Source organism: Amycolatopsis sp. lyj-84 (assembly GCF_046549075.1).
GTDB lineage: Bacteria > Actinomycetota > Actinomycetes > Mycobacteriales > Pseudonocardiaceae > Amycolatopsis.
This window is the reverse complement of sequence record NZ_JAJPWO010000001.1, coordinates 51,673-66,211: the sequence shown is the minus strand read 5'-3', so window position 1 is coordinate 66,211 and position 14,539 is coordinate 51,673. Positions and strand designations below refer to the sequence as shown.

The 14,539-nt window shown below is 69.5% G+C and carries 16 protein-coding genes; 11 read left to right on the top strand and 5 right to left on the bottom strand.

Translation table 11 applies throughout. The annotated features are described in order from the left end of the window. The first annotated feature begins 32 nt into the window (after nt 1–32). Genes ACLJRM_RS00320 through ACLJRM_RS00300 form a run of 5 tightly spaced genes read left to right on the top strand, consistent with a single transcriptional unit; the run spans nt 33 to nt 3,564 of the window. The gene (locus ACLJRM_RS00320) at nt 33–593 is read left to right on the top strand and encodes a hypothetical protein (RefSeq protein WP_101606539.1); all 561 of its coding nucleotides are present in this window, start codon (nt 33–35) and stop codon (nt 591–593) included. A 43-nt stretch (nt 594–636) separates the two neighbouring features. Next, on the top strand, nt 637–1,347 hold the full coding sequence (locus ACLJRM_RS00315) for a DUF4142 domain-containing protein (protein WP_236781096.1): 711 nt from the start codon (nt 637–639) through the stop codon (nt 1,345–1,347). Next, on the top strand, nt 1,340–1,945 hold the full coding sequence (locus ACLJRM_RS00310) for a ferric reductase-like transmembrane domain-containing protein (RefSeq protein WP_101606537.1): 606 nt from the start codon (nt 1,340–1,342) through the stop codon (nt 1,943–1,945). The genes ACLJRM_RS00315 and ACLJRM_RS00310 overlap by 8 nt, the downstream gene beginning before the upstream one ends. A 31-nt stretch (nt 1,946–1,976) precedes the next feature. Beyond that, nucleotides 1,977–2,213 (top strand): ferredoxin, encoded by a 237-nt coding sequence (locus tag ACLJRM_RS00305; RefSeq protein ID WP_005164337.1) that lies wholly within the window; start codon nt 1,977–1,979, stop codon nt 2,211–2,213. Beyond that, on the top strand, nt 2,206–3,564 hold the full coding sequence (locus ACLJRM_RS00300; RefSeq protein WP_410602119.1) for an NAD(P)/FAD-dependent oxidoreductase: 1,359 nt from the start codon (nt 2,206–2,208) through the stop codon (nt 3,562–3,564). Before ACLJRM_RS00305 ends, ACLJRM_RS00300 begins: the two co-directional genes overlap by 8 nt. A gap of 214 nt (nt 3,565–3,778) precedes the next feature. On the opposite strand, the gene ACLJRM_RS00295 is transcribed toward ACLJRM_RS00300, so the two are convergent. Further along, nucleotides 3,779–4,228 (bottom strand): winged helix-turn-helix transcriptional regulator, encoded by a 450-nt coding sequence (locus ACLJRM_RS00295; protein WP_410661872.1) that lies wholly within the window; start codon nt 4,226–4,228, stop codon nt 3,779–3,781. 67 nt (nt 4,229–4,295) lie between these two features. On the opposite strand from ACLJRM_RS00295, the gene ACLJRM_RS00290 reads away from it, so the two are divergent. Then, nucleotides 4,296–5,441: an MFS transporter gene (locus tag ACLJRM_RS00290; RefSeq protein WP_410661871.1), complete on the top strand. Its 1,146-nt coding sequence runs from the start codon at nt 4,296–4,298 to the stop codon at nt 5,439–5,441. On the opposite strand, the gene ACLJRM_RS00285 is transcribed toward ACLJRM_RS00290, so the two are convergent. Genes ACLJRM_RS00285 through ACLJRM_RS00270 form a run of 4 tightly spaced genes read right to left on the bottom strand, consistent with a single transcriptional unit; the run spans nt 5,425 to nt 9,103 of the window. Then, nucleotides 5,425–6,603 (bottom strand): acetyl-CoA C-acetyltransferase, encoded by a 1,179-nt coding sequence (locus ACLJRM_RS00285; protein WP_101613054.1) that lies wholly within the window; start codon nt 6,601–6,603, stop codon nt 5,425–5,427. The two genes, ACLJRM_RS00290 and ACLJRM_RS00285, sit on opposite strands and share 17 nt — an antisense overlap. 4 nt (nt 6,604–6,607) lie before the next feature. Next, on the bottom strand, nt 6,608–7,228 hold the full coding sequence (locus tag ACLJRM_RS00280; RefSeq protein WP_168214270.1) for a TetR/AcrR family transcriptional regulator: 621 nt from the start codon (nt 7,226–7,228) through the stop codon (nt 6,608–6,610). Continuing rightward, nucleotides 7,221–7,988, bottom strand: a complete 768-nt coding sequence (locus ACLJRM_RS00275) for an SDR family oxidoreductase (protein WP_410661870.1) — start codon at nt 7,986–7,988, stop codon at nt 7,221–7,223. Before ACLJRM_RS00275 ends, ACLJRM_RS00280 begins: the two co-directional genes overlap by 8 nt. Beyond that, nucleotides 7,985–9,103, bottom strand: coding sequence for an acyl-CoA dehydrogenase family protein (locus ACLJRM_RS00270; protein ID WP_101606531.1), 1,119 nt, complete (start codon nt 9,101–9,103; stop codon nt 7,985–7,987). The genes ACLJRM_RS00275 and ACLJRM_RS00270 overlap by 4 nt, the downstream gene beginning before the upstream one ends. 71 nt (nt 9,104–9,174) lie before the next feature. Between ACLJRM_RS00270 and ACLJRM_RS00265 the strand changes: the two genes are divergently transcribed. From ACLJRM_RS00265 to ACLJRM_RS00245, 5 genes are read left to right on the top strand one after another with little or no spacing between them, the layout of a single operon-like run. Further along, a complete protein-coding gene (locus tag ACLJRM_RS00265) occupies nt 9,175–10,665 on the top strand; it encodes a FadD3 family acyl-CoA ligase (RefSeq protein WP_410661869.1) in 1,491 nt (496 codons plus the stop codon). Beyond that, on the top strand, nt 10,662–11,495 hold the full coding sequence (locus tag ACLJRM_RS00260) for an enoyl-CoA hydratase (RefSeq protein WP_034317229.1): 834 nt from the start codon (nt 10,662–10,664) through the stop codon (nt 11,493–11,495). Before ACLJRM_RS00265 ends, ACLJRM_RS00260 begins: the two co-directional genes overlap by 4 nt. Continuing rightward, nucleotides 11,495–12,628 (top strand): acyl-CoA dehydrogenase family protein, encoded by a 1,134-nt coding sequence (locus ACLJRM_RS00255; protein ID WP_410661868.1) that lies wholly within the window; start codon nt 11,495–11,497, stop codon nt 12,626–12,628. The genes ACLJRM_RS00260 and ACLJRM_RS00255 overlap by 1 nt, the downstream gene beginning before the upstream one ends. Further along, a complete protein-coding gene (locus ACLJRM_RS00250) occupies nt 12,625–13,554 on the top strand; it encodes an acyl-CoA dehydrogenase family protein (protein WP_410661867.1) in 930 nt (309 codons plus the stop codon). Before ACLJRM_RS00255 ends, ACLJRM_RS00250 begins: the two co-directional genes overlap by 4 nt. Further along, complete coding sequence (locus ACLJRM_RS00245) at nt 13,551–14,537, top strand: acyl-CoA dehydrogenase family protein (RefSeq protein WP_410661866.1); 987 nt, start codon at nt 13,551–13,553, stop codon at nt 14,535–14,537. Before ACLJRM_RS00250 ends, ACLJRM_RS00245 begins: the two co-directional genes overlap by 4 nt. The last annotated feature ends 2 nt before the right edge of the window (nt 14,538–14,539 follow it).

The window sequence follows — 14,539 nt, the reverse complement described above, 5'->3', positions numbered from 1 at the left end:
CGCACTCCTCTGGCCCCGACAGGAGGATTTCCGTGAACCCCGTGTCACGCTCGGTCATACCTCTGACTCTCACCTTGGCCGTGGTCGCGCTGACCGCGGCCTGCACCACCGGTACCGCGGGACCGAACGGCTCTCCGGGCGCGGCCCCCGCCGCCGGCGCGGCGGAAATCCCCGGAATGCCCGACCCCGCGGCCGACGTCGCCCCCGGTGTCACCGCGGCGATCCTGTTCGACCTCGGACCGATCGTCACCGACACAGGAGGCTTCACGCTTTACCGCTACGACAAGGACACGGTCGATCCGCCCAAGTCGAATTGCGCCGAAACCTGCTCGCGGACCTGGATTCCCGCGAAAGCAGGCGGCGACCTCGTGGTGACCGGTATCGATCGCGCGCTGGTCGGCACCGTGACCAGGGACGACGGCACCGAGCAGGTCACGCTCGCGGGCTGGCCGCTCTACCGCAACGCGAAGGACGCGATGCCCGGCAACACCGGCGGGCAGGGCGTCGACGACGCGTGGTTCCCGGTCAAGCCGGACGGGACGAAGGTGCTGCTCACCGCAGAGACCTGGCAGGCCGATGACCTCGGCATCTGACACCCCCCCTGCGTTTTCCCGCCTGCTGATCGTTTTGCTGACGATGGCCGCGGTGACACTGCTCGGCCCCGCCGACGACGCGCACGCCCAAGAACTCTCCGCGGCGGACAAGAACCTGATCGTCAACGTCAAACTAGCCGGATTGTGGGAAATGCCCGCCGGGATGTGGGCGCAGGAACGCGGGAAGAGCAAGCGGACCCGCGAAGTCGGCCGGACCCTGATGATCGACCACGGCAGGCTCGACACCGCGACGCATTCCATCGCCGACCGGTTCGGCATCCCCCTGCCGTCCGAGCCGTCGGACCAGCAGTCCGCGTGGCTCGGCGAGATGAAGGCCGCCCGCGACGACACCGAGTTCGACCGGATCTTCGCCAACCGGCTCCGGTACGCCCACGGGGTGCTGTTCCCCATCATCGCCCAGGTCAGGGCCGGTACCCGCAACGACGTCGTCCGCGACTACGCCACCACGGCCAACCAGGCGGTGCTGCGGCACATGACCCTGCTGGAGAGCACCGGCGTGGTCGACCAGTCACTGATGCCGGAAGCGCCGGTGCCGCAGTCGAACTCGGCCAACGCCGCGATGGACGTCGGTTTCGGCGACTTGGCTCTCGGCCTGCTGCTCGCGGTGGTGCTCGGCGGCGGGCTGTTCTTCGCCATCCGGACCCTGCGCAGCAAGAACACCCGGACCCGCAAACGCGCGGCCGCCGCCGAACCAGAGCTGGTTCCCAGTGCCCCAGGAGAGATCAATGTATGACCAGTGGTCCGAGGTGGTGATCGTCCTGACCCAGAAATCGGACACCGACCCCGGTATCAAGGGCATGGCGCAGACCTCCGCCCGGATCTCGTACGGCTTCATGTGCCTCACCCTGTGCTGGGGCGTGTTCACCGCGACCGGCTGGATCAAGTCGCTGACCGGGCGGAAGGCACTGCGCAACTCGCATATGGTGCTCGGCATCCTGACGCTGTCGTTCGGCGTCGTGCACGCGATGTCGTTCCTGTTCCTGCCCGACGGCTTCACCCTCGCGCAGATCTCGATCCCGCTCCTGCCGGGCACGCTGGCGCGGCACGAACTCGGCGTCGTCGGGCTCGAGGTGATGATCGCCGTCGCGCTGACCGGCGGCATCAGCCGGTTCAGTTCCTACCGGCGTTTCGTGTGGATCCACCGGCTCGCCTATCCGGCGGTCGCGATCACGGCGCTGCACGCGTTCTTCGGTGCCATGGCCAACGGCCACCTCGGCCTCCTGTGGTTCGGCGGGATCACCCTGCTCATCCCCGTCGTGTTGCTGACCGTCCTGCGGTTCATGCCGACCCGGTACCTGGAACGGCTGGGCCTGGTCGAGGAACTGGTCTGACGAGAGCGGAAACGACTTGGAGAGACGAAAAATGATCTTCGGAAGCGTGCGGCGCGGCACTCGCGTCAGCGTCGACAACGAGCGGTGCGAGATCTTCGGCTTCTGCGAGATGGAGGCGCCCGCCACGTTCAAGATCGGACCGGACGGCAAGCTCCGCATCCGCCGGATGGTCGACCGGGACGGGCTGGACCAGGCCATTTCCGCCGCCCGGCTCTGCCCGAAACAAGCCATCAGAGTCAAGGGAGAAGGAGCGTACGACGATGAGTGACGGAGATCGGATCGTCATCGTCGGTGCGGGCGTCGCCGGGCTCCGCTCCGCGGAACGCCTGCGGGAACTCGGTTTCGACGGCGAGATCGTGCTGGTCGGCGACGAGCCGCGGAAGCCGTACCACCGGCCGATGGTGTCGAAGGAACTCATCACCGGCGGCGTGAAACCGGTGGCCGCGAGCCTGGAGCCGTACCTCGACCTGGACGTCCACTGGCGGCTCGGCACCCGCGCGACCTGGCTCGACACCAAGGAACGCACGGTGCACCTGCCCGGCGGGGAGTCCCTTTGGTACGACGGCCTGATCGTCGCGACCGGCGTCTACCCCCGGCATCTCCCCGGCTCGCCGCGCCACGACCCCCGGGTCCGTGTGCTGCGCACCGTGGAGGACTCACTCGCCGTCCGGCGGGCCTTGGGGAACAGCAACAAGTCCGTCGTGGTGATCGGCAGCGGCCTGATCGGGAACGAGTTCGCCGCGTCGATGCGGTACATGGGCCGTGACGTCACGCTCATCGGCCACGCGAAGGCGCCTTTGCACCGCTTCGGGGAGCGGATCGCGTCGGCGCTCACGAAGGAACACCAGCACCACCGCGCGAAGCTGGCGATGAACACCGAGGTGCGGAACTGGATCAGCACCAAGGAGACCGTCGGGCTGCACCTGACGAACAACCAGTTCCTGGTGGCCAGCTGCGTGGTGCTCTCGATCGGCAGCGTGCCCGCCGTGGACTGGCTGCGCGGTTCGGAGCTGACCATCGACGACGGCGTCCTGTGCGAATCGACCCTGTTCGCCGTCGGGGCGGAGGACGTCGTGGTCGCCGGCGACGTCGCGAAATGGCCGAACCTTCGGATCGACGAGACCCCGCGACGGGTCGAGCACTGGATGAACGGTGTCGAATCCGGGCGCGCGGCGGCGGAAAGCCTGATGCTGGGCCGGGGCAACGCGCGGCCGTACACGCCGCTCCCCCGTGCCTGGTCGTCGCTGTACGACGCGCGGCTGCAGACGGTCGGGATGCCGTCGCTGGGCAAGGACACGATCGAACTGTCCGACGGGGTCACCGGTTTCGTCCGCGACGGCAGGCTCATCGGCGCGGCGGGCTGGGACCGGCCGAAGGCGATGATCCACTGGACCGCCGAACTCGACCGGCGGCTGCCGGTGCCCGAGCCGGTGTTCCCTACGTCCGCTCCCGCGGAACCGTCGTTCGCGGCTTCCGCCGCTTCAGGTGCTTCGGGCGAGCCGGCGCCGATCGGAGAGGACATCCTCGCCCCGTTCGAGCGGGACTTCCTGTCCGACACCCCGACCGCGGCCGTACCCGCACAGGAGGAGATGCCCTGGGCTCGCGTTCCCGCCGGGTGACCCGGGTTCGCGACCGGACCGGGGCCGCGCGCGGCGGCCGCGGTCCCTCGGGTGGCGGTGGGTTGCTGGGCCTCCGCTCCCACCGCCACCCCCTGGGGACGCCGGGAGGATCCGGCGACCGACGGTGATTCGGGCTCCGTCGGTCACCGCCCTCCGGGCTCCCCGCATCCGGTCGGGGCCCTTCCGGGCTTGACTCACCTGGAAGGGCCCCGATCTACGCGTGCGCCTTCACCACCACGGTGTCGTCCGGGCCGACGACGCGTCCGTCCGCGGCACGGACCTCCAGCCCCCGCAGCGGACGCCCGCCGTCACGGTCCACCAGTTCCGACCGCGGCTCATCAGCGGCGAAGAAGTGCGCCTCGCCCCATTGCCGCAGCGCGACGATCACCGGGAACAGATCAAGGCCTTTCGCCGTGAGGACGTACTCGCTGTAGGTGCTCCCGTCCGAAGCCGGGACCACGTCGAGCACCCCGTGCCCGACCAGCGCCCGCAGCCGGGCGGACAAGATGTTCTTCGCGACACCCAGGCTGCGCTGAAACTCACCGAAGCGTCGGACGCCGTCGAAGGCGTCGCGCACGATCAGGAGTGACCACCAGTCGCCGATCGTGTCGACCGAACGCGCCACCGGGCACGGGGCTTCGTCGAACGTCGTCCGTTTCACCATGGTTGCATCTTACAACCGCAGTGCTCTACCGTCCGAGTGGTAGCAAGTTGAAACCATTGGAGGGTTCGTGCACCGCGGAGTCGTCCTGTTGTTCGCCGTGTCCGCCGGGACGGCCGTCGCCACGATCTACTTCGCCCAGCCGTTGCTCGTCACCATGGGCGCCGATCTCGGGATCGCCACGTCGACCGTGGGCGGCATCGTCACGCTCACGCAGCTCGGCTACGGCCTGGGCCTGTTCCTGCTGGTCCCGCTCGGTGACCTGCTCGACCGGCGGCGGCTCGTCGTCGGCCTGCTGACGCTGCTGGCGATCGCCGAACTGGTCGCCGCGACCGCCGCGAACGGCGTGGTCCTGCTCGCCGGGATGGCGGCGATCGGTGTTCTCGCGGTGGTCACGCAGCTCCTCGTCGCGTTCGCCGCGTCGCTGGCCGACCCCGCCGGACGCGGGCGCGTGGTCGGCCTCGTGACGACCGGCGTCGTCCTCGGGATCCTGCTGGCGCGCACGGTTTCCGGCACGCTGGCCGACCTCGCGGGCTGGCGGGCGGCGTACTTCGCGTCCGCCGCCGTGACCGTGCTGATCGCGATCGTGCTGTACCGCGTGCTGCCCGCGTCGGCACCCGCCGGAACGGGGATGGGCTACGGGCGGCTACTGCGTTCCACGGTGTCGCTTTTCGCCGGCGAACCCGTCTTCCGGACGCGCGGAACGCTGGCACTGCTGATCTTCGCCGCGTTCGGCACCCTGTGGAGTTCCGTCGCCCTGCCGCTCAGCGAGGACGGCCTGTCGCACACCGCCATCGGCGCGTTCGGGCTGGCCGGGGCGGCGGGCGCGCTGGCGGCGGCGCCCGCCGGACGGCTCGCGGACCGCGGACGGGCACAGTGGACGACCGGGCTGGCACTGGGACTGCTTTTGCTTTCGTGGGTGCCGCTGGGTTTCACCCGCGTGTCACTGTGGGCCCTGGTGGCGGGCGCCGTCCTGCTCGACCTCGCCGTCCAGGCCGTGCACGTCACGAGCCAGACCTTGATCTACCCGCTCCGGCCGGACGCCGGCAGCAGGCTGATCGGCGGCTACATGATCTTCTACTCGGTCGGCAGCGGCCTGGGCGCCATCGCCTCCACCGCTGTCTACGCCTTCGCGGGCTGGACCGGGGTCTGCCTGCTGGGCGCGGCTTTCAGCGCCTTGGCACTCACCGTGTGGAGCGTCAAAGCCGCTCGATGATGGTGACGTTCGCCGTCCCGCCGCCTTCGCACATCGTCTGCAGCCCGTAGCGCCCGCCGCGCCGTTCGAGTTCGTGCAACAGGGTCGCGAACAGTTTCGTCCCGGTCGCGCCGATGGGGTGCCCGAGCGCGATGCCGCCGCCGTTGACGTTGACGCGGTCCGGATCGGCTCCCGTCTCCTCGATCCACGCCAGGACCACGCTCGCGAAAGCCTCGTTGACTTCGAACAGGTCGATGTCGCCGATGCCCAGCCCGGTCTTCCGCAGCGCGTGCGCGGTCGCCGGGATCGGCCCGGTCAGCATCCACACCGGATCGGCCGCCCGCACGGAAAGGTGATGGATCCTGGCGCGCGGAGTCAGGCCGTGTTCCTCGACGAACTTCTCCGACGCGATGAGCGTCGCGCTGGCACCGTCGGAAATCTGGCTGGCCACGGCCGCGGTGATCCGCGAACCCTCGCTCAGCGGCTTCAGCCCGGCCATCCGCTCCAAGCTGGTGTCACGCCTGGGCCCCTCGTCCAGGCCGACACCGGCGAACGGCACTGTTTCGGCGGCGAACCGGCCTTCGTCGATGGCCGCGACCGCGCGCTGATGACTGCGGAAGGCGTACTCCTCCATCGCCTCGCGGGTCAGATCCCAGTGCTCGGCGATCATGTCGGCACTGCGGAACTGCGAAACCTCGACGCTGCCATACCGCTCCTGCCAGCCCTTCGAGCCGGAGAACGGGTCCTCGAAGCCGTACTCGCGCCCGGCCAGCATCGCCGCGCTGATCGGGATGGCGCTCATGTTCTGCACGCCGCCCGCGAGGACGAGGTCCATCGTCCCGGACAGCACCGCCTGCGCGGCGAAATGCACGGCCTGCTGACTCGAACCGCACTGCCGGTCGATCGTCACACCCGGCACGTGGTGCCCGAATCCCGCCGCGAGCCACGCCGTCCGCGCGATGTTCCCGGACTGCGACCCGAGTGTGTCGGTGCAGCCGAGGATGACGTCGTCGACCAGGTCGGCGTCGACACCCGCTCGTTCGACGACGGCCTGGATGACGTGGGCGCCGAGGTCGGCGGAGTGGACGCCGCTGAGCCCTCCCCCGCGTTTGCCGACCGGTGTCCGGACCGCGTCGAGAACATATGCTTCAGCCCGAGGTACGTTTTCCCTCCGAGGGCTCATCGAATCAGCCACGGCGTTTCCTTGTCTTCGTCGCGATGCCGTCCAGGAGGATCCCGAGGTACTGCTGCGCGACGTCGTCCGCGCTCAGCGTCCCGTCGGGGTTGTACCAGCGCACCGCCACCCAGACGGTGTCGCGGATGAACCGGTAGGTGAGCTCGACGTCGAGGTCGGCGCGGAAGACTCCGGCCGCGATCCCGTCGGTGAGGATCGCGTTCCACAGCTTGCGGAACTCGGTGTTGCGGTCGGTGAGGTAGTCGAAGCGCGGCAACTGCATCAGGTGTTTCGCTTCGGACTGGTAGATAGCCACCTCGGCGGGCCGCCGGTGAATGGATTCGAACGACGCCACGACGACGGCTTCGAGTGTTTCCCGCGGGCCTCGGCCCTCCGCGACGATTTCGGCGTAGGCGCCGAAGAGTTCGTCGAGGAATCCGGTGAGGATCTCGTCGGCCATCGACTCCTTCGAGTCGAAATGGTGGTACAGGCTGCCCGAAAGGATTCCCGCCGCGTCCGCGATGTCCCGCACGGTGGTGGAGACGTAACCGCGCTCGGCGAACAGCTTCGCCGCCAGGGCGAGCAGTTCGGCGCGGCGGGACCCTGGGGTGGCTTTCACTGATACCTCACGCATGCTGGGAACTCACGGACACGACCTCGCCGGTGAGGTACGACGAGTACTCACTGGCGAGGAACACCATCACATTCGCCACTTCCCAGGGTTCCGCCGCCCTCCCCGAGACCTCGCGCGCGGTGAGCTCGGTGAGCAGTTCCTCGCTGGTCACCTTGGCCAGGAACGGATGCATCGCCAGGCTCGGCGCGACGGCGTTGACCCGGATGCTGTGCTCCGCGACGTCGACGGCCGCGCAGCGGGTGAGCGCCATGACTCCCGCCTTCGCCGCCGCGTAGTGCGCCTGACCGGCCTGCGCGCGCCAGCCGATCACCGAGGCGTTGTTCACGATCACCCCGCCGTCGCCCTGCGCGATGAACCGCTTCACCGCAGCCCTCGTCGCGCGGAAGGTGCCGTTGAGGGTCACGTCGATGACCCGCGCCCATTCTTCGTCGGCCATGTCCACTATGGACTTGGTACCGCCGAGCCCGGCGTTGTTGACGAGCACGTCGACACGGCCGTAGTGCGCGGCAGCACCGTCGATGAGCGCCTGGACCTGTTCTTCTTGGGTGACGTCACAGGGAATCGCGTGGACGTCGCCGAGTTCGGCGGCCTTCTCCCCCAGCCGCCGCTCGTGCCAGTCGCTGATCACGACGCGGGCGCCTTCCTCCAGCGCTCGTTTCGCCACGGCGGAACCGATCCCGGTTCCGGCCGCGGCCGTCACCACGACCACCTTGTCCCGCAAAAGGTTCGCCCCCTCGGGATACTTCGGAACCGGAATCACGGTCGCACCTCCCTTGGCAGGCCGAGCACGCGCTCGGCGATGACGTTGCGCTGGATTTCGTTGGAGCCGCCGTAGATCGTGTCGGCGCGGGTGAAGAGGAAGAGCCGCTGCCAGGCGTCGAGCCCGTCCTCGGCGACCATGCCCCGCGCGCCACGGACGAGCATCGCCAGCTCTCCGAGGTCACGATGCCAGTTCGCCCAGACCAGTTTGGACACTTCCGCGACACCCGGTGACGAGTCGCCCAGCGTGCGGATCGCGTGTGCCCGCATGACCTCCAGGCCGACCCAGGCCCGATCGATCCGCTCCGCGATCATCGGATCGTCCGGCGCGATCCTGGTGAGTTCTTCGAGTTCCCGGCGGAAGCCGACCTGCTGGCCGAGTGTCGCGACCCCGCGTTCGAAGGCGAGCGTGCCCATGGCCACCCGCCAGCCGTCGCCGGGTTCCCCGACGACCAGGTCCTTCGCCGTGCGTGCGCCGTCGAAGAAGACCTCGTTGAACTCGGAGGTCCCGGTGAGCTGCTGGATCGGGCGCACCTCGACGCCGGGTTGCCGCAGGGGAACGAGCAAATAGGACAGTCCTTTGTGGCGTTTCGAGCCGGACTCGGTGCGGGCGAGCACGAAACACCAGTCGGCCACGTGCGCGAGCGACGTCCACACCTTCTGGCCGTGCAGTACCCACTCGTCGCCTTCGAGGGTCGCCGTGGTCGACACGGCGGCGAGGTCGGAACCGGCGCCGGGCTCGGAATAGCCCTGGCACCACAGTTCCTCGACGGCGACGATCGGCGGCAGGAACCGCTTCCGCTGTTCCGGCGTACCGAACGCGATCAAGGTGGGGCCCAGGAGTTCCTGGGCGAGGTGACTCACCCTCGCCGGGGCGTCCGCTCGCGCGTACTCCTCGTGGAAGACGACCTGCTGTTCGAGCGTCGCGCCCTGTCCGCCGTGCTCGACCGGCCAGCCGACGCAGGTCCAGCCCGCCGCGGCGAGCCGCCGTTCCCACTCCACGCGTTCGTCGAAGGCCTCGTGTTCGCGCCCCGGACCGCCCAAACCACGCAAGTCCGGCGGCAGGTTGTCCGCCAGCCAGGTGCGCACACGGTCACGAAAGCCGTCCTGAGCCACGCATGCCTCCTCTAGCCAAACCAGAGCCTGCTGCGTAGGCTACCCTACCAAGCACTTGCTAGGGAGGCTCGATGTCCCCAGGGACCATCCCGGCGGCGCTCGACAGGGCCGCGGAACGCTTCGCCGGACGAGAAGCACTCGTCGACGGCGAAATCCGGCTCACCTATGCCGAACTCGCGCGGCGGGTGCGGCAGGCGGCACGGTTCTTCGAGGGCCACCAACGGGTCGCGATCTGCTCCCCCAACACCTGGCACTGGGTCGTCGCCGGGCTCGGCGCGCTGTACGCCGGCGCGACGCTCGTCCCGGTCAACACCCGCTTCACCGCCCGCGAGACCCTCGACATCCTCGGCCGCGCACGGGTTTCCGCGCTCGTGATCACCGGCATGTTCCTCGGCACCGACCGCCTGGCCGCCCTCGGCGCCGACCGCCCCGCGACCATCCTGCGGATCCCCGTCGAAGGCACGGAAGAACCGGTCGACGGCGTCACGGAATGGGGCGCGCTCACGAGCCTCGACAGCGACTTCGTGAGCCCTGCCGAACCCGACGACGTCAGCGACATCCTGTTCACCTCCGGGACCACTGGCCGCAGCAAGGGCGCGATGAGCAGCCACCGGCAGACGTTGAGCGTCGCCGAAGCCTGGGCGGACTGCGGTGGCCTGACCGAGCAGGACCGGTACCTCGTGATCAACCCGTTCTTCCACAGCTTCGGGTACAAGGCGGGCATCGTCGCCGCCGTGCTACGAGGGGCGGCGATGCTGCCGCAGCGCACCTTCGACGTCCGGGAAACCCTGCGGCTCATCGAAACCGAACGCGTCACCGTGCTGCCGGGCGCGCCGACGATCCATCAAGTACTGCTGGACGCGCCGGAACGCGCGAGCCACGACCTGTCCAGTCTCCGGCTCGCGGTCACCGGTGCCGCCACGGTGCCGGTCGCGCTCGTCGAGCGGATGCAGACGGAACTGAGCTTCGACACCGTGCTCACCGCGTACGGGCTCACCGAAGCCGTGGTCGCGACGATGTCCCGTCCCGGCGACGACGCGAAGCTGGTGGCGAACTACACCGGCCGCGCGACGGCGGGATTCGAAGTGAAGCTCGGCGAGCACGACGAGGTCCTGCTGCGCGGGCCGAACGTGATGCTCGGCTATCTCGACGACCCGGAAGCGACCGCGAAGGCCGTCGACGCGGACGGCTGGTTGCACACCGGCGACGTCGGCGTGCTGAACGAACGCGGCTATCTCAAGATCGTCGACCGGATCAAGGACATGTACGTCTGCGGCGGGTTCAACGTCTATCCGGCCGAGATCGAACAGGTGCTCAGCAGGCTGGACGGTGTCGCGGAGTCCGCCGTCGTCGGCGTGCCGGACCATCGGCTCGGCGAGGTCGGCAAGGCGTTCGTCGTCCTTCGCCCCGGCGCAGCAGTGTCCACAGAGGACGTCCTGGCGCATTGCGAGGGCGAATTGGCCAACTACAAGATTCCTCGATTTGTCGACTTCGTGGCGGAACTTCCGCGCAACCTGTCGGGGAAGGTGCTGAAACGCGTGTTGCGGGAGGAGAACGGATGACCGTCGAGTACGAGCGACGCGGGCCGGTGGCCGTCGTCACGATGAACCGGCCGGAGTACCGGAACGCGCAGAACTCGGCGATGACCTACGCGCTCGACGCCGCGTTCACCCGCGCCGTCGACGATCCCGAGGTCAAGGTGATCGTGCTGGCCGGAGCGGGCAAGCACTTCTCCGCCGGGCACGACATCGGGACCCCGGAACGCGACGTGGACGTCTCCTTCGAGCGCAAGGCGGTCCTGTGGTGGGACCACGTCGGCGCCGAGGGCGGTGACCAGCGGTTCGCCCGCGAGTCGGAGGTCTACCTCGGCATGTGCCGCCGGTGGCGCGAGATCCCGAAGCCGACCATCGCGAGTGTGCAGGGCGCGTGCATCGCGGGCGCGCTCATGCTGGCCTGGGTGTGCGACATGATCGTCGCCTCCGACGACGCGTTCTTCGCCGATCCCGTGGTGCGCATGGGGATTCCCGGTGTCGAGTACTTCGCGCATCCCTGGGTCCTCGGTCCGCGCGCGGCCAAGGAGGTGCTGTTCACCGGTGAGCGCTTCACCGCGCAGCAGGCCAAGGAGTGGGGCATGCTGAACCGCGTCGTCCCCCGCGCCGACCTCGAGACCGAGACGATGGCGCTGGCGGAGAAGATCGCGGTGATGCCGCGAATGGGGCTCGCGCTCGCCAAGAAGGCCGTCAACCAGGCCGAGGATCTGATGGGGCTGCGGTCCGGAATGGACTCCGTGTTCGGCCTGCATCATTTCGCGCACGCGCACAACGCCGAAGTGTCCGGTGGCGATTCCTTGGGCGGGCAGGACGCGCGCTCGATGCGGGACGCGAGTTCGTGATGAACCTCGACCTGGACGAGCGGACCCTCGCCTTCCGCGACGAAGCACGCTCCTGGCTGGCCGCGAACGTCCCCGCCGAGCCACTGAAGTCATTCGACACCGCCGAGGGATTCGCCCAGCACCGCGAGTGGGAGGCGAAGCTGACCGAGGCCCGATGGTCGGTCGTCTCCTGGCCGCGCGAGTACGGCGGGCGGGACGCGAGTCTCCTGGAGTGGGTGCTGTTCGAGGAGGAGTACTACGCGGCCGGCGCGCCGCTGAGGGTCAACCAGAACGGCATCTTCATGCTCGCGCCTACCCTGTTCTCCCATGGCAGCGAGGAACAACAGAGTCGCATCCTGCCGAAGATGGCGCGCTCGGAGGAGGTCTGGGCGCAGGCCTGGTCGGAACCCGAAGCGGGCAGCGACATCGCCGCGCTCCGGAGCACCGCGACCCGCTGCGACGGCGGATGGCGGGTCAGCGGGCAGAAGACGTGGAGTTCCCGCGCGACGTTCGCCGACCGGGCTTTCGGCCTGTTCCGCAGCGATCCGGATTCGGCGCGGCACAAGGGCCTCACGTATCTGATGGTGGATCTGCGGGCCGAGGGGGTCACCGTCCGGCCGATCCCCCAGCTGGACGGCGAGCCGGGGTTCGCGGAGATCTTCTTCGACGACGTCTTCGTCCCCGACGAGGACGTGATCGGCACGCCGGGCGAGGGCTGGCGGGTCGCGATGACGACGGCGAACAACGAACGCGGTCTGTCCCTGCGCAGTCCCGGCCGGTTCCTCGCCGCGGCCGACAGGCTGGTCTCGCTCTGGCACGACGCCGGACGCCCCGCGCATACCGCCGACTGGGTCGCCGACGCGTGGATCGGAGCACGGGCCTACCAGCTGTACACGCTCGGCACGGTCACCCGCCTCGCGGACGGAGCGGAGCTCGGGCCGGAATCGAGTGTCAACAAGCTGTTCTGGTCCCACCTCGACGTCTCCCTGCACGAAACCGCGCTCGACGTCCTCGGCCCGGACGCCGAACTGCGCGGCCGGTGGAGTGACGGATGGTTGTTCTCGCTGGCGGGCCCGATCTACGGCGGGACCGACCAGATCCAGCGGTCCATCGTCGCCGAACGACTGCTCGGCCTGCCGAAGGGGGCTCGATGAGGTTCACGCTCTCCGGTGAGCAGGAGCAGTTCTCCCGCAGCCTGCACGATCTTCTGTCCGGTTTGGACACCGACACGGCCAACCGGTCCTGGGCGGCGGGTGATCCCGGCCCCGGTCTCAAGATCTGGCGACGGCTGGCGGACCTCGGGGTGACCGCGCTGGCGGTCCCCGAACGGTACGACGGGCTCGGCGCCACCCCGGTCGATCTGGTCGTCGGCTTCGAACGGCTCGGCTACCACTGCGTCCCGGGCCCGTGGACCGACACCGTGGCCGTACTGCCGTCCTTGCTGGACGACGAGCTGCTGACCTCGGTCGCGTCCGGCGAGACGCTGGCGTCGGTGGCGTTCGCGCCCCACGTGCCGTACGCCTTGGACTCCGACGTCGCCGACGCCCGTCTCGCGGTCGGGAACGGCAGGCTGCGCGCGTTCACCCCCGGCGCACTCTTGTCCTCTGTGGACGGTTCACGGCGACTGTTCCCGCCGGTGGCGGGGGACGACCTCGGCACGGCGCTCGACGCGGACCGCGCGTTCGAACTGGGCTGCCTCGCCACGGCCGCGCACCTCCTCGGCGCCGGACGGTGGCTGCTCGACACGGCGGTCGCGTATGCCGCGCAACGCAAGCAGTACGGGCGGGAGATCGGCGGGTACCAGGCGGTCAAACACCTGCTCGCCGACGTCGCGACCGGGCTCGCGCTGGCCGAACCACTGCTGTACGGCGCGGCCGTCACCCTGGACAGGCGAGACGTCTCCGCGGCCAAGGTGGCGTGCGGCGACGCCGCGCACCTCGCCGCCCGGACCGGGCTGCAGGTGCACGGTGCGATCGGCTACACCGCCGAACACGCTCTCGGCCTGCGGCTGACCAGGGTCCGCGCGCTGGTCGGCGCCTGGGGAACGCCGCGGTTCCACCGGGAGCGGGTGCTGTCATGACGTTCACCGCCGAACAGGACGCGCTGCGCGACAGCGTCCGGAAACTGCTGGACCGGGAGGCTGATCCCTGGCCGGGGCTGTGCGAACAGATCGGCGTGGCGGCACTGGCCGTTCCCGAGCGGTTCGGCGGTCTCGGTGCCGGGACGGCGGAACTGCAGGTGGTCGCCGAGGAGCTGGGCCGGGTCCTCGCGGACGTCCCGTTCCTCGGTTCGGCAGTGCTCGCCGTGCACGCGCTGCTCGCCACGGGCGATGACGACGCTTGTGAGCGCCTGCTCCCCCGCCTCGCCGAAGGTGTCGTCGGAGCCGTGGCCTGGACGGATGCCGATGGTCGATGGAACGCCCCGGCGTGTGACGCTTCTGAGTCCACTGCTTCTGAAACCACTGTGGATGGTGAGGCACACTACGTCCTCCACGCCGACGAGGCCGAGATCCTGCTGGTGCTCGCGGGGGACTCGCTCTACGAGGTCACCGATGCCCCTCGGGTACGGACCGCCGCGATGGACGAGACCCGGCGGCTCGCTCGCGTGACCTTCGACCGCACCCCTGCCCGCTTGATCGGACCGGTCGACGTCGGCGCGCTCCGGGACGTCGCGTGCGCGGTGCTCGCCGCCGAACAGGCCGGGGCCGCGGCGCGGGCGTTCGAGCTGACGGTGGAGTACAGCAAGCAGCGGCACCAGTTCGGCAGGCCGATCGGCGGATTCCAGGCGTTGAAGCATCGGATGGCGGACCTCCACGTCCTGGTGGAGACCGCGCGTTCGGCGGCCTACGCGGCTCCGGAGTCGAGCAGGCTGGCCGCGGTGGCGAAGGTGCACTGCTCGGAGGCGCTGGCGACGGTGGCGGGCGAGATGATCCAGCTGCACGGCGGGATCGCGATCACCTGGGAGCATCCGGCGCACCGCTACTTCAAGCGGGCGCACGGTGCGGCGCACCTTTTCGGTTCGCCCGGCGATCACCTCGGGCGGGTGCGGCCGCCGTTATCGTGAGC

Excerpts from the sequence above, each read along its gene's own strand:
- ACLJRM_RS00245 (WP_410661866.1), top strand. The coding sequence starts at position 13,551 with ATGACGTTCACCGCCGAACAGGACGCGCTGCGCGACAGCGTCCGGAAA.
- ACLJRM_RS00300 (WP_410602119.1), top strand. The coding sequence starts at position 2,206 with ATGAGTGACGGAGATCGGATCGTCATCGTCGGTGCGGGCGTCGCCGGG.
- ACLJRM_RS00260 (WP_034317229.1), top strand. The coding sequence starts at position 10,662 with ATGACCGTCGAGTACGAGCGACGCGGGCCGGTGGCCGTCGTCACGATG.
- ACLJRM_RS00315 (WP_236781096.1), top strand. The coding sequence starts at position 637 with ATGGCCGCGGTGACACTGCTCGGCCCCGCCGACGACGCGCACGCCCAA.
- ACLJRM_RS00310 (WP_101606537.1), top strand. The coding sequence starts at position 1,340 with ATGTATGACCAGTGGTCCGAGGTGGTGATCGTCCTGACCCAGAAATCG.
- ACLJRM_RS00295 (WP_410661872.1), bottom strand. The coding sequence starts at position 4,228 with ATGGTGAAACGGACGACGTTCGACGAAGCCCCGTGCCCGGTGGCGCGT.
- ACLJRM_RS00285 (WP_101613054.1), bottom strand. The coding sequence starts at position 6,603 with ATGAGCCCTCGGAGGGAAAACGTACCTCGGGCTGAAGCATATGTTCTC.
- ACLJRM_RS00265 (WP_410661869.1), top strand. The coding sequence starts at position 9,175 with ATGTCCCCAGGGACCATCCCGGCGGCGCTCGACAGGGCCGCGGAACGC.
- ACLJRM_RS00250 (WP_410661867.1), top strand. The coding sequence starts at position 12,625 with ATGAGGTTCACGCTCTCCGGTGAGCAGGAGCAGTTCTCCCGCAGCCTG.
- ACLJRM_RS00255 (WP_410661868.1), top strand. The coding sequence starts at position 11,495 with ATGAACCTCGACCTGGACGAGCGGACCCTCGCCTTCCGCGACGAAGCA.
- ACLJRM_RS00280 (WP_168214270.1), bottom strand. The coding sequence starts at position 7,228 with ATGCGTGAGGTATCAGTGAAAGCCACCCCAGGGTCCCGCCGCGCCGAA.
- ACLJRM_RS00305 (WP_005164337.1), top strand. The coding sequence starts at position 1,977 with ATGATCTTCGGAAGCGTGCGGCGCGGCACTCGCGTCAGCGTCGACAAC.